The 19,697-nt window shown below is 67.6% G+C and carries 17 protein-coding genes; 10 read left to right on the forward strand and 7 right to left on the reverse strand.

The window, feature by feature from the left end:
* Positions 1-134: 134 nt before the first annotated feature.
* Together DFJ67_RS25925 and DFJ67_RS25930 are read right to left on the reverse strand one after the other, a co-directional pair.
* The gene (locus tag DFJ67_RS25925) at positions 135-1,817 is read right to left on the reverse strand and encodes a tannase/feruloyl esterase family alpha/beta hydrolase (RefSeq protein ID WP_116070404.1); all 1,683 of its coding nucleotides are present in this window, start codon (positions 1,815-1,817) and stop codon (positions 135-137) included.
* Between the two features lie 22 nt (positions 1,818-1,839).
* Positions 1,840-3,246, reverse strand: a complete 1,407-nt coding sequence (locus tag DFJ67_RS25930) for an FAD-binding oxidoreductase (protein ID WP_239096965.1) — start codon at positions 3,244-3,246, stop codon at positions 1,840-1,842.
* A 123-nt stretch (positions 3,247-3,369) separates the two neighbouring features.
* On the opposite strand from DFJ67_RS25930, the gene DFJ67_RS25935 reads away from it, so the two are divergent.
* The 3 genes from DFJ67_RS25935 (at position 3,370) to DFJ67_RS25945 (ending at position 6,079) form a co-directional block, all read left to right on the forward strand.
* Entirely contained in the window at positions 3,370-4,302 is a 933-nt protein-coding gene (locus DFJ67_RS25935; RefSeq protein ID WP_116070406.1) for an NAD-dependent epimerase/dehydratase family protein, read from the forward strand.
* A complete protein-coding gene (locus tag DFJ67_RS25940) occupies positions 4,299-5,234 on the forward strand; it encodes an RNA polymerase sigma-70 factor (RefSeq protein WP_116070407.1) in 936 nt (311 codons plus the stop codon). Before DFJ67_RS25935 ends, DFJ67_RS25940 begins: the two co-directional genes overlap by 4 nt.
* A 77-nt stretch (positions 5,235-5,311) precedes the next feature.
* Positions 5,312-6,079: an SDR family oxidoreductase gene (locus DFJ67_RS25945; RefSeq protein WP_116070408.1), complete on the forward strand. Its 768-nt coding sequence runs from the start codon at positions 5,312-5,314 to the stop codon at positions 6,077-6,079.
* Positions 6,080-6,148: 69 nt separating this feature from the next.
* On the opposite strand, the gene DFJ67_RS25950 is transcribed toward DFJ67_RS25945, so the two are convergent.
* A complete protein-coding gene (locus tag DFJ67_RS25950) occupies positions 6,149-6,751 on the reverse strand; it encodes a TetR/AcrR family transcriptional regulator (protein ID WP_116070409.1) in 603 nt (200 codons plus the stop codon).
* Between the two features lie 76 nt (positions 6,752-6,827).
* Between DFJ67_RS25950 and DFJ67_RS25955 the strand changes: the two genes are divergently transcribed.
* Entirely contained in the window at positions 6,828-7,655 is an 828-nt protein-coding gene (locus DFJ67_RS25955; RefSeq protein WP_116070410.1) for a class I SAM-dependent methyltransferase, read from the forward strand.
* 52 nt (positions 7,656-7,707) lie between these two features.
* On the opposite strand, the gene DFJ67_RS25960 is transcribed toward DFJ67_RS25955, so the two are convergent.
* On the reverse strand, positions 7,708-8,448 hold the full coding sequence (locus DFJ67_RS25960) for an SDR family oxidoreductase (protein ID WP_116070411.1): 741 nt from the start codon (positions 8,446-8,448) through the stop codon (positions 7,708-7,710).
* A 66-nt stretch (positions 8,449-8,514) separates the two neighbouring features.
* Between DFJ67_RS25960 and DFJ67_RS25965 the strand changes: the two genes are divergently transcribed.
* Together DFJ67_RS25965 and DFJ67_RS25970 are read left to right on the forward strand one after the other, a co-directional pair.
* Positions 8,515-9,360: a helix-turn-helix transcriptional regulator gene (locus DFJ67_RS25965; RefSeq protein ID WP_116070412.1), complete on the forward strand. Its 846-nt coding sequence runs from the start codon at positions 8,515-8,517 to the stop codon at positions 9,358-9,360.
* A 290-nt stretch (positions 9,361-9,650) separates the two neighbouring features.
* Positions 9,651-12,359 carry an AAA family ATPase gene (locus DFJ67_RS25970; RefSeq protein WP_116070413.1) on the forward strand — a complete coding sequence of 903 codons (2,709 nt, stop codon included), beginning with the start codon at positions 9,651-9,653 and terminating at the stop codon, positions 12,357-12,359.
* A 287-nt stretch (positions 12,360-12,646) separates the two neighbouring features.
* On the opposite strand, the gene DFJ67_RS25975 is transcribed toward DFJ67_RS25970, so the two are convergent.
* Positions 12,647-13,720: a saccharopine dehydrogenase family protein gene (locus tag DFJ67_RS25975; RefSeq protein ID WP_116070414.1), complete on the reverse strand. Its 1,074-nt coding sequence runs from the start codon at positions 13,718-13,720 to the stop codon at positions 12,647-12,649.
* 171 nt (positions 13,721-13,891) lie between these two features.
* Here DFJ67_RS25975 and DFJ67_RS25980 point away from each other — a divergent pair, with 171 nt between their 5' ends.
* Positions 13,892-14,830 carry an AraC family transcriptional regulator gene (locus tag DFJ67_RS25980; protein WP_116070415.1) on the forward strand — a complete coding sequence of 313 codons (939 nt, stop codon included), beginning with the start codon at positions 13,892-13,894 and terminating at the stop codon, positions 14,828-14,830.
* Positions 14,831-14,883: 53 nt separating this feature from the next.
* Here DFJ67_RS25980 and DFJ67_RS25985 read toward each other — a convergent pair whose 3' ends face one another.
* The gene (locus DFJ67_RS25985) at positions 14,884-15,714 is read right to left on the reverse strand and encodes a GNAT family N-acetyltransferase (protein ID WP_116070416.1); all 831 of its coding nucleotides are present in this window, start codon (positions 15,712-15,714) and stop codon (positions 14,884-14,886) included.
* Between the two features lie 319 nt (positions 15,715-16,033).
* Between DFJ67_RS25985 and DFJ67_RS25995 the strand changes: the two genes are divergently transcribed.
* The 3 genes from DFJ67_RS25995 (at position 16,034) to DFJ67_RS26005 (ending at position 18,818) form a co-directional block, all read left to right on the forward strand.
* Positions 16,034-16,672, forward strand: a complete 639-nt coding sequence (locus DFJ67_RS25995) for a TetR/AcrR family transcriptional regulator (protein WP_203783069.1) — start codon at positions 16,034-16,036, stop codon at positions 16,670-16,672.
* Positions 16,673-16,689: 17 nt separating this feature from the next.
* The gene (locus DFJ67_RS26000) at positions 16,690-18,063 is read left to right on the forward strand and encodes a phenylacetate--CoA ligase family protein (RefSeq protein ID WP_116070418.1); all 1,374 of its coding nucleotides are present in this window, start codon (positions 16,690-16,692) and stop codon (positions 18,061-18,063) included.
* 71 nt (positions 18,064-18,134) lie between these two features.
* Entirely contained in the window at positions 18,135-18,818 is a 684-nt protein-coding gene (locus DFJ67_RS26005) for a nucleoside/nucleotide kinase family protein (RefSeq protein ID WP_116070419.1), read from the forward strand.
* Positions 18,819-19,257: 439 nt separating this feature from the next.
* Here the strand turns inward: DFJ67_RS26005 and DFJ67_RS42355 are convergent, their stop codons facing one another.
* A complete protein-coding gene (locus DFJ67_RS42355; protein ID WP_147315601.1) occupies positions 19,258-19,680 on the reverse strand; it encodes a hypothetical protein in 423 nt (140 codons plus the stop codon).
* Positions 19,681-19,697 lie beyond the last annotated feature (17 nt).

Here is a 19,697-nt window from a genome sequence, read left to right on the forward strand (position 1 = left end):
GCACATCGGGTCGTCGGTCAGGTTTTGCTGGCGAGGCTTGTAACGCTGCAGCGACCTGAAAACCTCATCGCGTTCGAGCGCGGTCAAAAGGCCGGTTCCGGAGAGTTCCGGAACCGGCCTTTGACCGCTTGCGGTTAACGCGCCTGGTAGGTCGGCGCACAGGCGAAGTTCCGTGCGTCGGTGGTGCTGCCGCGGCCGGTGTAGCGGGCCACGAGTGGGTAGGCACAGACCGGTCGGGACAGGGTCTGTGCGCCGGTGGCCGGGTCAGTGAGAGTGGCCGGGATGGACTGTGGCGCTTGTCCGTGTTCCACCCACGCGACGATCGCCGCGAGCGGGTCGGTGGGGGTCGGGCCTGCCGCGCTGGCGCAATGGTCGGCACCGGGGGCCAGGAACAGCCGCGCGAACGACCGCGTTTTCGCCGCACCGCCCGTCGCCTGTTGGACGCGCTGGTAGTAACGGATGCTGCCCTGCGGGGGAATGATCGGGTCGGCGAGCCCGTGCCAGAGGAGGATCTTCCCGCCGTTCCCGTTGAAGCGGCTCAGGTCAGGATCGTCCGTGGCGATGGTGGATGAGAACTCGCGCAGCGATTGCGCGAACAGTTGGTCGTACTGGGTGAAGGTGAGGGTCTTCCAGTCCCAGTTCGGGTTCTGCTTCAGCCAGGTGCCCAGCCAGCCCACGGCGTGTGGCAACGGCACCGCTTCGGTGACTCCGTCCGTGGTAGTGGTCGCGGCGAGCCAGGCCGGCGAGGCGCCACGCACGAGGCCGAACCACAGTGACCGGCCGCGGGCCGTGACCGGGCCTTGCCAGATCTTGTTCATGACGGTCGCGTCCGCTGCGGTGATGGTGCCGCAGGGTGTGCTCTGCCCGATCAGCTTGTTGGCGTTCCAGTCGCAGGCGACCGGGTCACTGATGATGCCGTCGGTGACGCCGTCCTGCGGGTCGCACGCCTTCACCGCCGCCGCGGTGAACGCGTCCTGCTTGCAGGTCGGCAGCGCGTGATGCGTCTGGTTCATGACCAGTGCCGGCCAGATGGCGGCGGGAACCCAACTCGTCCAGTTGATCGCTGGTGAGCCGGAGACGATGCCGTTGTAGTCGGTCGGGTACTGCTGCGCCTCCATCAGGCCTTCCCGGCCGCCCGTCGAGCAGCCGTTGAAGTAGGCGTACCGGATCTGGTCGCCGTAGAAGGCCTGGGTGACCGCTTTGCCGGCGACGGTCATGTCGTGGATGCTGGCGGAGGCGAAGTCGCTGATCAGGTCGGTGTTGAGCTGACCGTCGGGCTTCAACGCCCAGCTCCCGGTGTTGGCGTCGGCCGGCGGGACCCCCCAGTCGGTGGACACTGACGCGTATCCAACTTTGAGCGTCTGTTCAAGGGAGGGACTGACATATCCCGGTGGTGTGGCATAGAAGATTCCGCAGGAGTAGCCGCCGCCGCCGATGCCCTGAAACCGTCCGTTCCACTTCGCGGGCAGCCAGACCGCGATGTGGACGGGGTTGCCCGCGGAGTCGGTTCGGGTCAGGTCCACAGCGCAGAAGGTGGGCAGCCCGGTGATCGCGGCGGTGGCCCCGGGCGGTGTGTAGCTGCCCGTGGTCTCGGGGACCGCGGAGTCCACCGCCACGTGGGGAAGGTGCAGCGCGTGCGTCAGGTAACCGGTGCTACACCGGGACATCGAAGAGTCGCCTGCGGCAGGTCGTTGGGCCGCGCTGTCCGCGTTGGCGGTTTGAGCGTTCGTGGGCAGCGCGGCCGCGAGCAGTGCGACAAGTGTCAGGCGGCCAAGCCAAAGCGCGGCGCGCGACCGGCCGTTGGTCGGATTAATCATCAGCTATTTCCTTACCGCGGCGTTATTGCTGGGGTCGGACGTTGTGGTTGCCGGTGAACAGGTTGCGGGGGTCATAGCGGCGCTTCGTCGCCGAAAGCCGCTCGTAGGTCGCTGCTGGATAGATCGCGGCGACATCCTCCGCGGTAGCGGTGGTTAGGAAGTTGGCGTAGGCGCCGTTGACGTGCGGCGCGAGCGTCCGCCAGATCGCCGCCAGCGCCGGGCGTGCGGCGTCGAGGACCGGCTCAGGACCCGCGACGGCCGTCACGATCAACAACTCGGCTCGGCGATGCGCGTAGGCGGTGGCGTCGTCGGGGACTCGGGACACCGCACCGCCGAGGCTGCGCACGGCGATGGACGGCGGTCGCTCGGATGCCCCAACCTCGGCGAGGATCCGCAGGACCGTGGGCACCGAAACCGGTTCTACAAAGGCACTTCGGGTGATGATCTGGATGCCGGGCGGTGGGGTCGCGCCGTCGACGAGCGTGGTCGCATACGGTTTCGGCGCGACACTGTCGTCGAGCACGGTGCCGAGCCGGCGGATCGGGTCGATGGCCTTCGCGGCAAGCTCCGGGTCATCGCCGTCGAAGGCGACGTGGATCTCCACCGGTGCCTCAGGTCCACCGGTGAAGGGATTCGCGAGGTTCGCCACGGACGTGAGCTCTTCGGGGGCGGTGCGGAGATAGGCCGCCCATTCCTGGAGTACGGTGGCCGCCTCTGAGGCCGGGAACGCGATCGTGCCGTGGAAGACGTCCGTCGTCGGGTGCGCCAGGAATTCGAAGGTCGTCACGATCCCGAAGTTGCCGCCGCCCCCGCGAATCGCCCAGAACAGGTCCGCGTTCTCCGTCGCGCTAGCGCGCACGACCTCCGCATCGCCAGTGACCACCTCCGCGGCGACCATGTTGTCCAGGGCCAGACCGTGCTTCCTAACCTTCCAACCGATGCCGCCGCTCAACGTCAGCCCACCGACACCGACGCTCTTGCTGTCTCCCGAGGAGATACCCATGCCCTGCGGGGCCAAGGCCACGGCGACCTGACCCCAGGTGGCGCCGCCGCCGATGCGTACCCGGTGTCGTTCTTTGTCGACGATTTCCACGTCCGCGAGCTTGCTGAGATCGATCACCACGCCACCGTCGTTGGTGGCGAAGCCCGCGAAGCTATGGCCTCCTCCGCGGACGGACAGCGAAAGACCCAGATCGGCGGCGAATCTGAGCCCGGCTCGCACGTCCTCTACGCTCGCGGGCCGCAGAACGTAGGCGGGACTACCCGATGCCAGGATGGAACGCCGAGCCGATTCGTACTCGGCTGCGCCAGGTTGGACGATGTCACCGCCGAAGTCAGGGAGAAGGGCTTCAATTGGTGAGTTCATGACCTTCCTTTCATGCCAAGGAAATTCCCGATTCGTACGCAGCGATGACGAGAGACCAAGCACCGAACGTGAGACCCGCCGTGCGTGATGTGACCCGGCTCGCTTCTTCCCCCGTCGATCTCACAGATCTCTGGCCTGTCTCGTCCTGGGGGTAGGGAAAGGCTCTGATCGGGAGGAGTACTGATCGTGCGAGTTTTCGTGGCCGGCGGGGCCGGGGTGCTGGGGCGGCGGTTGGTGCCACAGTTACTGGCGCGAGGTCATCAAGTGACGGCGACAACGACGAGCGCGGCCAAGCTCGACTTGCTGGAGCGGCAGGGCGCCGATGCGGTGGTGATGAACGGGCTGGATGCGGGGTCGGTTGCCCGGGCAGTGGCCGACGCCCGGCCAGACGTGATCGTGCATCAGATGACCGGAATCAGCCTTACCCATGGCGGTAAACCCGATCTGAAGCATTTTGATCGGTGGTCGGTCCCCACCATCCGGCTGCGCACCGAGGGGACGGACCACCTGCTGGCTGCGGCCGAGGACAACGGCGTGGCCCATTTCGTCGCGCAGGGGTACGCCAACTGGAACGGCATCCGCCAAGGCGGTTGGGTCAAGACCGAAGAAGACCCGTTGGACCTGCACGAAGGGACGGCGGCACACACGTCGATGGTGGCGCTGCGCCACGTCGAAGAGGTGGTGGGCAAGGCGGGCGGCGCCGTCATGCGGTACGGCGCGTTCTACGGACCGAGCGCCACCGACGACCAGGTCGAGCTGGTACGCAAACGGCAGTTCCCGCTGGTCGGCAGGGGCACTGGCTACGCTTCGTGGATTCATCTGGATGACGCGGCGAGCGCGACCGTGCTGGCGGTGGAGCAGCAAGCGCGGGGTGTGTTCAACATCGTCGACGACGAGCCAGCGCCCGCCAGTCAGTGGTTGCCATACCTGGCGGCCTGCGCCGGGGCGAAGCCGCCCATGCGGATTCCTACCTGGTTGGCCCGACCGCTGGCCGGGAAGGTGGTGGTGGTCATGATGACCGAGGGACGCGGCTTCTCCAACGCCAAGGCCAAGCGGGAGCTTGGCTGGGAGCTTCGCTATCCATCGTGGCGACAGGGCTTCAGGGAGGGATTGGCGTGAGGCCGGTCGAGGAGTTCCAGGAGCTGCGACCGTTGCTGTTCTCGATCGCCTACCGGATCCTGGGCAGCGTTAGCGAGGCCGAGGACGCGGTCCAGGAGACCTGGTTGCGCTACGCGGCAACGTCGACACAACCCACTTCGGCCAAGGCGTTCCTGTCGACCACGGTAAGCCGAATCTCGATCGACGTGCTGCGCTCGGCCCGTGTTCGGCGTGAGGAGTATGTCGGGCCGTGGTTCCCGGAGCCGCTGCTCACCGATCCCTACCAGGATCCGGAGCGGTCGGCGGAGCTAGCGGACTCGGTGTCGATGGCGGCGCTGCTGCTGCTGGAACGGCTCTCCCCGCTCGAACGAGCGGTATTCGTGCTGCGCGAGGTGTTCGGGTTCGGCTTCCGCGAGATCGCCGCGGCGGTGGAGAGATCGGAAGCGGCGTGCCGCCAGCTCGCGATGCAGGCCCGGCGGCACATGAGCGCGGGCCGGCCGCGGTTCGAGGCCGACCGCAAGGAGCGCGACGAACTCGCTGGACGATTCTTCGACGCCTTCAAGGAAGGCGAGCTTGACGCCCTGCGGGAGTTCCTGGCCGCCGACGTGCACCTGGTCGGCGACGGCGGTGGCAAGACGCCGCAAGTGGCCGCCCAGATTATTGGCGCGGAGAACGTGGCGCGGGTGGTCGCCGCCCTTGTCACGGCGTTCGTCCGGATCGGCGGCGTGGTTGAGCCGCACGAGGTGAACGGCCAGCCGGGCGCGATCTTCCGCGACCGGGACGGCAACGTCGTCAACACCATGGTGCTCGACATCCTCGATGGACAGATCCAGATGATCCGCACGGTGAGCAATCCCGACAAGCTCGGGCACCTGGGCTCCGTCGGCGATGCGTGGGCGGTCGTTCGTGAGGCGACCGAAACCACGGATCGGCCCGGCCCATCGGCGTCATGATCACCTCCGCGCATCTCACTAACGGCCGGGCTGTCTCGTCTTAGGGATGACAGACCTTCTTGGACAGGAGCTTGGCCATGAGCGAGCAGAGCACACACCGGAAGACAGCGATGATCACGGGGGCCAACAAGGGGATCGGCCGCGCAGTCGCGGAAGAGTTGGCCGCGTTGGGGATGACGGTCCTGATTGGAGCCAGGGATCCGCAGCGCGGTCGGGAGGCCGCCGCGGCGGTGCGCGCGTCGGGGGGTGACGCGTACGCCGTCACCATTGACGTCACCGAACCGACGACCATCCAGGCGGCTGCGAGGGAGATCGCGGAACGATTCGGCCACCTGGACGTGCTGATCAACAATGCTGGGATAACGGGCTCCGGGCCGGTGTCGCCCGAGGACGCTCACGATCAGATCCCGAGCACGGTCGACCTGGACATGGTCCGGGCCGTGTTCGAAACCAACGTCTTCGGGGTGATCGCGGTGACCAACGCGATGCTCCCGTTGCTGCGCATGTCGCTGGCCCCGCGCATCGTCAACGTGAGTAGCGCCGCGGCTTCGCTGACCATCTCCAGCGACCCGGACGGCCCTCTCTCCGGGCTGCCGACGTCGGCCGCGTACTGCCCTTCGAAGACCGCGTTGAACGCGCTGACCGTGCAGTATGCCAACGAACTGCGCAAGGACGGTGTGCTCGTCAACGCCGCAGATCCCGGCTACGTCAACACGGAAATCAACAATCACAGCGGCTACCTCGCGCCGGCGCAGGGTGCCGCGGTTGTGGTGCGTCTGGCCACTATTGACGAGGACGGACCAACCGGCGGGTTCTTCGGCGAGGGTGGTCCGGTGCCCTGGTAGTCGACTGGGCGGCCCGCGTGCAGAACGTCCGGACCGAGCGCTCGGGCTTACACGCGGGTCGCCTCCCACTCAGAGCAGCCGTCGTTGTAGGACATCGGCGATGATGGTGGTAACGATCTTGTCGACAGCGCCAGCATCCGGCGAGGTGCCCTCCCGGGCGGCGAACAGTAGGTGCCCGGCCCCGATCAGTGAGAGCGCGAGCGAGTCGATGTCGGCATCGGCCGCGATGCGGCCCATTTCGCACTCGTCGGTCAGATAGGAGGCGATCATGGCGCTGGCCTCCGCCAAGATCGGGACACCATGTCCCGGCCTGGCTTCGCGCAGTCGGTCGCGCAGCCCGTCGCGGAAGATGATCAGGCTGACGATCGCCACCACGACCGGGTCGAACAAGGCCATCAGGGCGCCGGTGAGGTTGGCAGCCACGCTGCCAGTCCCGGCGGACTTGCGCAGGGCGGTGGCCTGATCGTCGATCCGGTTGACGTGATCGCGCACGATTTCGGCGAGGAAGGCGTCGAAATCGGCGAAATGCTTGTGCAGCACGCCCTTGGCGCAACCCGCCTCCGTGGTGACCGCGCGGCTGGTCAGTGCGCTCGGCCCATCCCGAAGCAGGACGCGCTCGGCGGCGTCGAGCAGTTGCTTACGCGCGTCGCGAATCTGTATTCCGGTCGGCATACCGGGCATTCTCCTTTCGCTCATCGCGAAGCACTACCCGGTTGCCTAGTGGGCAGGTGCCCACTATGGTGGGCAGATGCCCACTATACCGCAGGAGCAATCACATCCGTCGTTGCCCGAGCCTCATCGAGCAAGGCAGATAGCCGAGTCGTTCGGCGCCGACGCCGAACGCTACGACCGGGCCCGGCCGGGCTATCCCGACGTCTTGGTGGACCTGATCGTCGCCGCCAGCCCGGGACCGGACGTCCTCGACGTCGGGTGCGGCACTGGCATCGAGGCCCGGCAGTTCCAGTCCGCCAACTGCACGGTGCTCGGTGTCGACCCCGACGCGCGGATGGCCGAGTTCGCGCGCCGCAGTGGGGTCGAGGTCGAGGTGGCGACGTTCGAAGACTGGGATCCCGCCGGCCGGGTCTTCGACGCGGTCGTGGCGGGGCAGTCCTGGCACTGGGTGGACCCGGTCGCGGGTGCGGCCAAGGCCGCGCAGGTGCTGCGGCCCCGCGGGCTTCTGGCACTGTTCGCGCATGTGTTGGAGCCTCCGTCCGAGGTGGCGGATGCCTTCACGGAGGTCTACCGACAGGTGGTACCCGACCCGCCGTTCGACATGCAGTCGAAGAGGAGCGGCGTGGAGCTCTCCCAGGCGATGTTCGCCAAGTTCGCCGACGGGATCCGCGAGACGGGCGGCTTCCACGAACCGGAGCATTGGCGCTTCGACTGGGAGCGGTCCTACACCCGCGACGAGTGGCTGGACCTGCTGCCCACCACCGGCGGTCTCACGCAGCTCTCACCGGTCAAGCTAGCGCAGGTGCTGGAGAAGGTCGGGGCCGGCATCGACAGGATCGGTGGGGGCTTCACCATGCCGTACACCACATTCTCGGTCACCGCGGCGCGAATTCCCGCCACCTGACCCGACTCGGCGGATCACATCAGGACGGTCGGCGGCGTCGACGGCCAACCCGCTAGAAGACGCCGCCTCCGGCGCCAAGGAGTTGGCCGGTCACCCAACGGGCGCTGGGGCCGGCGAGCAACGCGATAGCGTCACCGACGTCCTCGGGCTGTCCGATGCGCTGGAACGGTGAGCTGGCTTCGGCCATCGCCCGATCCCGCTCGGGCAGCATTCCGGTGTCGGTGAAGCCGGGTAGCACAGCGTTGACCGTGATCCCCCGTCCGGCGACCTCCTGTGCGAGACCACGGACGAACTGCTCGACCGCGCCTTTGCTGCCCAGGTAAACGGCATTGTCTCGAAACAACATCCGGGTGCCGCCCGTCGAGGTGACGATGATGCGCCCCCCGTCGCGCAGCTTCCGTGCTGCCTGTTGAAGGATGAAGAACACGCCCTTGGTGTTGAGATCGAAAACCCGGTCGAACTCCTCCTCGGTCAGCTCGGTGACTGGCTTCATCACGAACGTCGCCGCGTTCGCGACGACAATGTCGAGCGGGCCGAGCCGCTCCTCGGCGGCGTCGAACAGCGATCCGATCTCGGCGAGCCTCGACACGTCAGCGCGTATCGCGATGGCTTGGCCTCCGCGCTCGCTGATGCCCGCGACAACTTCGGCAGCAGCCCCCTCGTCGACGTTGTAGTTGATCGCGACTGACGCCCCGTCGGCCGCCAGCCGCTCCGCGGCGGCGCGGCCGATGCCTTTTGAACCGCCGGTCACCAGCGCGTTCTTACCTGTCAATGGACTTGCGACTCTGATCATGATCCGAACCTATGTGTGTGATCAGGTCCAGGGCTGTCACTGCCAGGGTCACCCCATACTCGAGAGATGCGGCAACGATGGATAGAACTCGGCGACTTCCTGCGGACCCGCAGAGGCCGCGCTGTGCCGACGGTCGCCACACACGGTGGGCGCAGACAGGTGCCGGGCATGCGCCGCGAGGAACTCGCAGTGCTGGCAGGCCTGAGCCCTGCCTACTACACGCGACTGGAACAGGGTCGCGCACCCAACGTCTCCGACCAGGTCCTCACCGCGGTTTGCCGGGCACTGTCATTGGATGCGGCCGAACGCAACCACGTGTGGCGGCTTGCGCGGCCGGCGCCGGCGACCGAATCGGCTGGCTCCGACGAGACACTGCGACCACAGCTGCGCATGCTGCTCGATGCGCTGTCACCGGCACCAGCGCTCGTTCTGGGCCGCGACCGGCACCTGCTGGCCTGGAACCGCACCGCCCACGCCATTCACGCACCGCATCTGGACCCAACCGTCGTTGACGATCCCGCAACCCGTCCATGGTGGCCCGAACTGCTGTTCTGCGACGAGCGCGTCGGTGCCCTGTTCCTCGACTGGGAGAGCAAGGCCCGGGACACGGTCGCGGACCTGCGCGGCGAGCTCGGCCGGCGACCCGAAGGTGACCGGCTGGCCGCACTCACCGGCGACCTGCGGGTCCGCAGCGGCCCCTTCGCGGAACTATGGGCCGAATACCCGATCACCGCCTGCGCGCATCACGACCGCGTCTACAAACATCCCGTCGTCGGGCTCCTCGAACTACACGACGAATTCCTGGAGCTCAGCGACGACCCAAGCCAGCGACTCGCCCTCTTCGCCGCCGTACCTGCCTCACCTTCGGCCCGAGCGATCGAACAACTTGCCAATCTGAGCACAATCGGCTGACGCGGCAACCTCCCGCGTTCACGCCAACACGTCGCGTACCCAGATCGGTCGAACCCGTCCATCCCTCCCATGAGGGTTGAAAAGGAAATCCACTCGGAACGCTTTGGGGACGATCCTGAGTGGACACGCTTGTGAGCATCGCCACGACGTCAAATCACCTCGGACGATGTATGAGTTCGTCTACCCTCGGCACCTGAACATCTTTATCCGCCTCAGGTCGCACCTCTCCGGCCGCTGGCCGGGGTGCTGACGGCGACCTGGTGCGCCTGCCGGGCTGTAGGAGCATTCGTATGTTGGTGGGTAGAGATTCAGAGCTCGCGATCATCGATGGACTGATCGGTCAGGTTCGGGGAGGCGCCGGCCGAGCGCTCGTGGTGGAGGGCGCGCCAGGGATCGGCAAGTCCGCGTTGCTGGACCATGCGGCGGAGCGGGCCGGGTCGGGTATGCGTGTGCTGCGCGTCGCCGGGGTCGAGGGCGAGGCGGAGATGCCCTATTCCGCTCTTCATCTGTTGCTCCGGCCCGTCCTGGCCGGGGTCGACGCCCTGCCCGATCCGCAGGCATCGGCTCTGCGCGGTGCCTTCGGGATGGGACCGCCCGCCGGTGTGGAGCGGTTCCTGGTCGGACTCGCTACGTTGGCGCTTCTGTCGGAGGCCGCGGCCGAGGGCCCGTTGTTGTGTTTGGTCGACGACGGTCACTGCCTCGACGGCCCGTCAGCCGAGGCGCTGTGTCTCGCGGCCCGCCGCCTCGGAGACGAGCCGATCGGGATTGTGCTAGCGGCCAGAGAGAAGGCGTGGCCGCCCGGGGGCGTGCTAGCCGCCGCCGGCCTTTCCACCCTTCCGTTACGCGGCCTGTCTCTCGAGGCGGCCGATGCCTTGCTGACCAGGGAGGCGCCCGAGTTGTCGGGTCGGCTGCGGGACCGGGTGCTGGAAACCGCCGGCGGGAACCCGCTCGCCCTGCTGGAACTGCCCAAGTCGGTGGGTGAGCACGACCTGCTCGGCGCCGGTCCGCTGCCGATCAGCGATCGGTTGCGGGATACCTTCAGGGGGCAGATCGACCGGCTTAGTGAAGCGGCCCGGACACTGCTCGTCGTGGTGGCCGCGGAAGGCACCGGCGATCTGGCGACGGTGATGCGGGCGGCAGACGGTCTGGGTCTGCCGGTGGCGGCGATGGCCGAGGCGGAGCGTGCCGGGTTGGTCGTCGTCACCGTCGGCTCGGTGCGGTTCCGGCATCCGCTGGTGCGGGCCGCTGCCTACCAGGGCGCGTTGTTCACCGACCGGCAGGCCGTCCACCAGGCACTGGCGGAGATCCTGGAACTGGCCGACCCGCATCGGTGGGTCTGGCACCTGGCCTTGGCGGCCTTCGCGCCGGATGAAAAGATCGCCGCGGCCCTGGAGCGGACGGCCGACAAATCCGTGGAGCGAAACGGCCAGGCCGCCGCGATGCGGGCCTACGAGCGGGCAGCCCAGCTCAGCGAGGAAAACAGTGCCCGCGCGAGGCGGCTGGCGGCCGCCGCGGCAGCGGCGCTGGAGGCCGGGCAGTTCGGCCATGCCGAACAATTGTGCGCCGCCGCGCTGCCGCTGACCGACGAGCCGGCCGTCCTGGCCCGACTGGCCGGTGCCCGGGGGAGGCTGGCGTTCGACCGCGGCAACCCGCTGACGGCCGCGCGCGTCGCTATCGACGGCGTCGCCGAGATCGCGGGGCAGGAGCCTCTGGAGGCGGCCAGGCTCCTGGTGGATGCCGCATATTGGGCTGGCCATGGTGTCGATCCGCGGCTCGTCGGTGAGGCGGTGGCGATGTTGGACTCCCTCGACCTTCCGCCCGACCATGACTTTCAGCCATACATTGAACAGGTACACGGCTACTACCGCATCATCACGGGGCAAGCCGCGGACGCGGCCATGTTCACCGCATCGCGTCCCACCCTGGTCTTGGAGAAGACCTGGACAGCGCGCTCGCTGAATGTCATCGGACACGCGGCGAGGGCGTTGGAGGTGTCCTCGGACATGGTCGCCGAGGCTCGGTCCGCCGGGCTTCTCGGCCACCTTGCCGACGCGCTGTTCCATCAGGCCGGTGCGCAGACGCTGCTGGGGCGGTATCACGCCGCCGTCCGGACGGCCGAGCCGGCGCTGGCTCTGGCGGTGGACATTCAGCAAAAATCGGTGGCGGCCTACCTGCGCGGGCTGTTGGCCTGGCTCGCAGCTCTGGACGGCGACGACGAGCGATGCACCGCGCTAGCCAGCGAGGCGATCCGATACGCCGACGACCACGGGACGCCCCCGAGCGCGGCGGATGCGACCTGGGCGTTGGCGTTGCTGGACCTGGGGCACGGCCGTTATGAGGCTGCGGTGAGCCGGATGGAAAACCGGTGGCCGTTCTGGCCGTGCAGCAGCGCATGGGTTCGCAGCACCGCCGACCATCTCGAGGCAGCGGCCCGGGCGGGGGAAAGGTCCGTCGCCGGGCGACTGATGGAGGAGCTTGAACGGCACGCAGGGCGAATCCTCGACCCGTGTGGCCCGGCTATCCTGGCGCGCTGCCGGGCGCTGCTCAGTCCAGCGGACCAGGCAGAGGCACATTTCGCCGCTGCGTTGCGGGACGGCCCGGGGGACGATCGGCCGTTCGAACGGGCCCGCACGCTGTTGGCCTACGGCGAGTGGCTACGACGCGAGCACCGCAGAGCCGACGCGCGGACCCGGCTCAGGGCCGCCCTCGACATTTTCCAGCGCACCGGCGCCAGGCTCTGGGCTGCTCGCGCGCATGCCGAGCTGCGAGCCACCGGCGACCGCTCAGTCCATGCCGCCGCGGCGCCGGGACTAGCCGGCAGGCTTACCCCGCAAGAGCTCCAGGTCGTCCACCTGGCCGCGACCGGCGCCACCAACCGCGACATCGGCGCACAACTGTTTCTCAGCCCACGCACCGTCGCCCAACACCTCCATCGGGCCTTTCCCAAACTCAACGTCACCAGCCGTCGCCAACTCGCCGCCCTCGACCTCGACCGATAGCGAGACTTCATCCGGGCTGGCCTAGCGGGTCGAGGCTCGACCGCCTCGCGACCCACTCACTGGACGGAACGCTGCCCTCCACCATCAGCCGGCAGTACCCCTTGGCGCACGCACCCCAGGCATACGCCGAGCTGGTAGACACCCACGTCCGCGGCAAACTTCTCGTCACCGCATAGCCCGAACCGCGGCGATCGCTTGTGGAACCAGACACGAACACGTTCAGGTGCTCGCCGTCGTCGGTGACACGGCGAGACCAGGCCACGCGGGATGCCCGCCCCCGCCGTGCCTTACGAGGTGGCTCGGGTGTCGGAGACGGTGATGGTCCAGCTGATTCCGTGTAGGGCGAGGAAGGTGAGGAAGCTGGTCGCGTCGTACGCCTGTGCCGGGGCGAGCACGCCTGGTTTGGCGCCCTCCGCGGCCAGGCGGCGGGCGGCTTCAACGGCGATCACGGCTGTGCTGCCGTAGGTATCGTGGCCCCGCACAACGCCGCGGACTAATTGGCCGTCGCGGCTGAAGGCGTCGATGAGGTAGGTGAACCTGTGGGTGCGGCGGTCTTCCTCGGTGGGTCCTTCTGGCAGGCTGTCGATGATTTCCGGAGTGAGCGGGGTGTTCAACTGGGCGGCGACCGCAGCGTCGACGTGGCTCTCGACGTGCCGGACCTCGATGTGGCGGGGGATGGTGACGACCTCTGACAAGGGGCATTTCACTACGTCGGTCGGTTGCGGGGCGTCGGGAAGAGTGACCGCGGTGTGCCGGGCGGGGGTGCCGGCACGCCAGTCACCGTCGTCGTAGCTGAGGCCGCCAGCCTTGACCGCGTCGATCGTCTCGACCATCGAGCGCAGCGAGCCGCGGGAGAACCCACCCGCGCCGGTGATGAAATGGCTGACGGCGATCTCCTCGATCGGGTGGACGCGTTCGGCGAGCAGATGGGCGATCAGGTCCCCGGGGACGCAGCCGTCGTTGGTGGCGGGGACGACGGTGACCCCGGCGCGTTCCGCGTCGCCGGCGAAGGTGTCGAAGACCGTTTTGGTGTAGAGCTGCTCGCCGGCGGTATCGACGTAATGGCACTCGGCGGCGATGGCCGCTCGCACCACGGCGGGACCGGAGCGGGTGAACGGTCCGGCGCAGTTGATGACCGCGTCGCAGCCGCGGAAGGCCGCGACGAGAGCGTCGTGATCGTCGGTGTCGGCTATCCGCTGATCGGCGTCGCCTGTTCCCGCGGCCGTTCCCACAGTCGTCGCGGCCTCGCGCAGGCGGGTGGCGTTGCGACCTACGAGCCGCATGTCGATGCCGCGGCGGGCCAGTTCCGCGAGGACGAGCCTTCCCTGGTAACCGTTCGCGCCGTAGACAGCGATCTTCACGTGGATCTCCTGGTTCGAGCGATGAGTGATGCGCAAGGATGTCGTGCGAGGTGGCTGGCAAGCTCGCCGACGCGTTCACCGTATGGCGGCATGATCGAGGCTCCCAATACGTGAACGTCTACGGTTCATGCGTGATCGTCTTCGCTGGGATCGTGGCGATACGTTGATCGGGTGGATGTGCTCTCCGACGCCGTCACCGCCATGCGCACCGGCAAACCGCACTCCGGCCGGGTACACCGGCCGGCGCCGTTCGGCATGTGGAACCCACTGGTCGCGGGGGCTGGGTTCCACATTGTCCTGCAGGGGCCGTGCTGGCTGTTCCCGCCGGACGGCGTACCGATCGCTCTCGGCGTGGGGGATGTGGCTTTCTTGCCCCACGGAGCCGCCCACGGCCTCGCCGACAGCCCCTCGACCCCGCTGGTAGACGCCGCCACGTCACCGGCCGAGATCCCACCCGGCCAAGACGACAACGTGCCACCAACCGGCCAGACGGACGGTTCGGCCGACGCGACCGTGATGCTCTGCGGCGCGTACCTGCTGGACCGGTCCCGGACACATCCGCTGCTCGACGACCTGCCGGAGGTCATCCACCTGCCGGCCCGGGTCGGACGCCACCCGGGACTACACGCCGCCGTCAACCTGCTCGGCTGTGAAGTGGAGCAACCTCGGCCGGGCGGCGACGCCATGCTGGCCGCCCTGCTGGACGTGCTCCTGTTGCACATCCTGCGTGCCTGGTTCGACGAACAGTCCGCCCACGCCGCTACCGGCTGGGCGGCAGCGCTGCGCGATCCCGCCGTCGCCGCCGGGCTGCGCGCCATCCACAACGACCCCGGCCGGCAGTGGACCGTCGCGGAACTGGCCTCCCTGGCCGGACTGTCCCGTGCGGCCTTCGCCCGACGGTTCGCCGCACTGGTCGGCCAGCCGCCACAGGCGTACCTGACCTGGTGGCGGATGACCGCCGCAAGGCGGCTGCTGCGCGACGGCGACGCACCGCTGGCCACAGTGGCCAGGAAGGTGGGCTACACGTCGGAGTTCGCCTTCGCCCACGCATTCAAACGCGAGTACGGGTTGGCCCCCGGCGGATTCCGCCGATCCGCCCGGCGAACATAGCCCGACCCGGCCCGCCACCAACTCCCAGATCTTCGACGCGACGAGTTCCGCCATTAGTCGAGCAGCGCGTAGTAGTCCTCTGTGATTACCGGCCGGAAGCCGAGGGAGGTGTAGAGGTTCAGGGCTCGGTCGTTGTCTGTGGCCACCTCCAAGTCGACCGCAGTGGCTCCGTCGGCGAGGGCCGTGTGGCACATGCGATGCAGCACGTCCCGCCCAATGCCGCGTCCTTGGTGGTCCGGGTGGATGACGAAGCCGTAGACGCCAGCCCGGTCGCCTTCGTGATTCAACCCGGCGGTACCGATCAGCTGGCCTTCTCGTTCGACCACGAGGGTGTTCGGGTCGGGGTCGGCGTCCTCGGGGGGCTCCCAGCCGAATCCGAGGCGCAGAAGTTCCCGCACCGCCGGTCGGTCGGCCGGGACTGCGGCGCGGACGGTGACGCGGGAATCGGCGGGCACCTCGACGGGCTCGCCGAGCAACTGGAGGGCATGCTCGGAGTGGTCGAGGCTGCCGTGTCTGCGCTGTGCGAGCGTCCGTCCCGCCACCGAATGGCGGGGTACGACAAGCAGAACGGAGGCGTGTTCGCGCTGCCGACACAATTGGAGCCCGGCATCCAGCAGCGCGGCGCCGATCCCGCGGCGCCGCGCGGCGGGATCGACCATGCCGGCCATTTCAATGTTGGGCGCGCTGTGGGTGTAGATACCCAGGAAGCCGAGCAGTCGCTCGCCGTCCCAGCACAGGGCATTTTCGATGTCCTGTCCAGAGCGTTCGCGTAAGGCGTTCCACTCCAACTTCAGCCGACCGCCGTCGGCCTCGACCACTCGGCGCTCCAAGTCTTTGATAGCGCTGAGGTCGGTTGTGGACAGCTCACTGGAGAGGTTGATCACGGAGCGACCCCATCATGCCGGTCAAGCGATTTCTTCCCCTGTCACCACGCCGATGTAGGCCGCCGGTCAGGCATCGAGGCAAAGACCTCGCGAAGGGCTTCGGTCGCGGTCGCCACCACCAAGTGCGGCTTGGTTGTCAGCCTGCCGCGTGAGCGTCCCAGCCCGTTGTCGTCGGGCTCGATGTAGACCCCGCCGGTGGTTCCTTCTGCTCGGCCGCCCCCTTTTACGCGCCCCGGCAGCGTGGATGAGCGCGGGGCGTACAGAAGGTCACCGTCTTATTCCATTGGATGGAAGTTTCCATGCGATGTATGTTGGTGCTGTGGAGGAGCCGCGGCGTGCACGGAAGAAGCGACTGACCAGGGAGCGGATCGTCTCGGCAGCGATCCGGCTGTTCGACCAGCACGGGTACGACGACGTAACGGTGGCGCAGGTCGCCGAGGCGGCGGATGTCGACACCAAGACGTTCTTCAACTACTTCCGCACCAAGGCCGATGTCCTGTTCAACGAACTCGACCTGGAGCTCGACGTGCTGCTCGCGGCGGTCGCGGACCGCCGACCCGAGGAGAGCCCTGGTGAGGTGTTGCGGAGGGCAGTGCAGGAGTACGACGCCCACCGCCGTCCCCACATTCCCCGCAGGGAGCCTGCGGAGCTGTCGGCGGCGGCACGGCTGGCCCTGACGACGCCGGCACTGCAGGCGAAGTGGGTGTATCTCCAGCTGGATGTGCAGCGGCGGGTCATAGCGGAGCTGCTGAAGGCGTTCCCTGGCGAGCTGGACCCGATAACGGCAGCGGCGATGACCGGATCCGTCTTTGGCGCCATCCAGCAAGCCAGTCTGACCAGCGCCCAGCTCGGCCTGTCTCAGGACGAGCTGTGGGAGGCCGCCACGCTTGCTCTCGACATCGCCGCCCATGGCCTGCTTCCGGCACGGCGACCAAACCAGGGACAGCAAGGAACCTAGGAAAGGATCTGAGCAGCATGAGGGAGAGCATCCGACAGCTCACCCGCGAGTCGCGAAATGCCGTGCGGGAAGGCCCGTCGGGAATCGCCGGGCGGCAGCGTGCCCACCTGGCCGACCTCGTGGCCCATGCGCGCGCGAACTCGCCGTACTACGGCGAGCTGTACCAGGACCTTCCGCAGCGCGTGGACGACCCGTCCCTGCTCCCGGTCACCAACAAGAAGAAGCTGATGGCCCGGTTCGACGACTGGGTCACCGACCGCGAGGTGACCCGAGACCAGGTGGAAGCCTTCGTGGCGAACCCCCGGCTCGTCGGACACCGGTTCCTGGACAAATACCTGGTGACCACCACCTCCGGCACTAGCGGCGTGCGCGGCCTCTTCCTCCTGGACGAGCGGAGCACGGGCATGGAGACCGCGCTCGGGTCGCGCGCGGCCGGCATGATGGGCGCCGGCGATGCCATCCGCTTACTCGCCCGCGGCGGCCGGACGGCCATCCTCACCGCACCGGGCGGTCACTTCTCCACCGTGGCAACAACGGCCCGGTTCCAGCTGGACCACCCACGCCTCGGCCGCAGGATGCGGGTCTTCTCCATCCGCCAGCCGCTACCGGAGTTGGTGGACGAGCTCAACCGGTTCAACCCCGCCATCCTCAGCGGCTTTCTCGGCATGCTCACGGTGCTAGCCGGAGAACAGGAAGCCGGCCGCCTGCGCATCCGTCCCGCGTTGGTCATCCCCGGCGGCGAAACGTTGACCATGGACCTCAGGAGGAGGCTCGGCGCCGCGTTCGGCGCCAAGGTCCGCGCCGCGTACGCAGCCACCGAATGCAGCTTCCTCGCCATCGGCTGTGCGCACGGCTGGTACCACGTCAACAGCGACTGGGCCATTGTGGAGCCCGTTGACGCCGACCACCGGCCGACTCCGCCAGGCACGTTGTCTCACACGGTCCTACTGAGCAACCTCGTCAACCAGGTGCAGCCGTTCCTGCGATACGACCTGGGCGACAGCGTCCTGCTCCGCCCTGACCCGTGCCCGTGCGGCAACGTGTTCCCCGCCATTCAGGTGCAGGGCCGCGCCGCCGACCTGCTCACGTTCCCCACCGACCACGGCGAACCCGTCACCATGTCACCCATGCTCTTCGGCACCCTGCTGGACCGCCTCCCCGACATCAGGCAATTCCAACTCGTCCAGACCGCGCCGGCCACCCTGCGCGTGCGCCTGAAGTCCGCGGGCGGCGCCGACCCCGACCAGGTATGGCAGACAGTACGCGGTGAGATCGCCCACCTCTTCACCGAGCAGAAGATCGCCGACATCGCCCTCGAACGCGCCGACGAACCGCCACAGCAGGAACCCGGCGGCAAGTTCCGCCGGATCATCCCCCTGACCAAGCTGTGATGGCTCGTTTCAATGGGTGACCACCGCAGTTCCATTCGGTACGGCGATCTTCGCGAAGCGGGGGACAGGATATGGAAAAGACAATCCGCGACGAGTTGCTCGACCACCTGGCTGAAACGGTCGGGTCCGTCTCGGCCGAACACCCGACGCGAGTTGCCATCGACGGGCCGCCCGCCGCAGGCAAGACCACCCTCGCTGACGAGCTGGCCATCATCTTGCGCGCACGGGGCCGCCACGTCATTCGCGCGACGATCGACGACTTCCTCTTCCCCCGAGCACAGCGCTATCCGCGCGGTGAATACTCAGCCGAGGGCTGCTATTTCGACACCCACGACTACGACGCGCTGAACCGGGTCCTGCTCGATCCGCTCGGCCCGGACGGAGATCGACGCTTCCAGCACGCGGTCTACGACCACACAACGGATACAGCGTCGTCCCCGCCGGTCACCATTGCCCCCGACGACGCCGTCCTGCTCTTCGACGGCGTCTTCCTGATGCGCCCCGAACTGATTGACCAGTGGGACGTGCGCATCTTCGTATCGATCGAGCTCGAGAGAACCGTGGATCGCGCCGTGAATCGAGAACGTCAGGTGTCATCTCAGGCCGACGTTGAACGACGCTGGCGCGAGCGTTACATCCCCTCACAGCAGCTCTATTTCGCGAGGGTCCGCCCGACTGACCGCGTCGACATCCTCGTGCACAACGATGAGCCGCAGCGTCCCGTATGGACAGTCCAATCTCGTAAACGGCTCTGACGTGTTGAGCGGCTCGGCCTCGTGCCCGGTCTGCGGATACCGATGCTCGTTGAGCGAGACACGTCGACGACCTCCGACCCTACGGCGTCGGCTGTACGTGGGTCGGCCATCACGTCGGCACCCATGACGGCTGGAAATGGCCGACCTTCACCGACTGCCTCGACCAGCGGCGGACCTCGACGACGAGGTGAAAGCCCGCGCGCTCGCCATCGTCTTCGACGGCCTCCGCTGCGGATCCGCCGCATCCGCAAACAGGTCGAGCCGTCAGGGACCTGAGACGGCGGCAGAAGTCTCCGGTAAATGGCTTTCTTGGTCGAAATCCATTTACCGGAGACTTCAGTGGTTGCGCATCATGCTGCGTCCGGACGTTGCCTGTCTCCGCCGGTCATCCGGGATGGTCAACGCCCGAACATCGCGGCAGCGGAGTCCGCAAGTCCATTTACCAGGCTGCCGTGCAGGCGGTCTCGATTTCGTAGATAGTGTTCCACGACTCCACACACGCTGTTGCCCTCTGCGCGTAGGAGTCGTCATACCACCCGGTGTAGGCACTCGCGCCCGGTGCAGTGATGGTGTGGTAGCCAGAAACGGTTTCCCAGTCGGAGGTGTTGGTAGCCTGTCGTTCCAGCCACCCAGTGCACTTCTCGGTGGAGGGAGCACCCTGGCTCTTGTAGACGCGAGATCTGGCCTGGGCTGACGAGTTGCTGTAGAGGACCGCCTCGCATCCTCCTACCCACTTCGTCGCTCGTACCACCGTAGCGCTGCTCGCCGCATGGGCGGCGGGTGCTGCGAACACCGCGACGGCAACCGCCGTCACGACCCCGCTTGCCTTCACCGCCATGGAAAGTCGCTTGATTGGACGCATGGATCCTCCTCAGGAAG

Origin of the sequence: Asanoa ferruginea, from assembly GCF_003387075.1 — a bacterium.
GTDB lineage: Bacteria > Actinomycetota > Actinomycetes > Mycobacteriales > Micromonosporaceae > Asanoa > Asanoa ferruginea.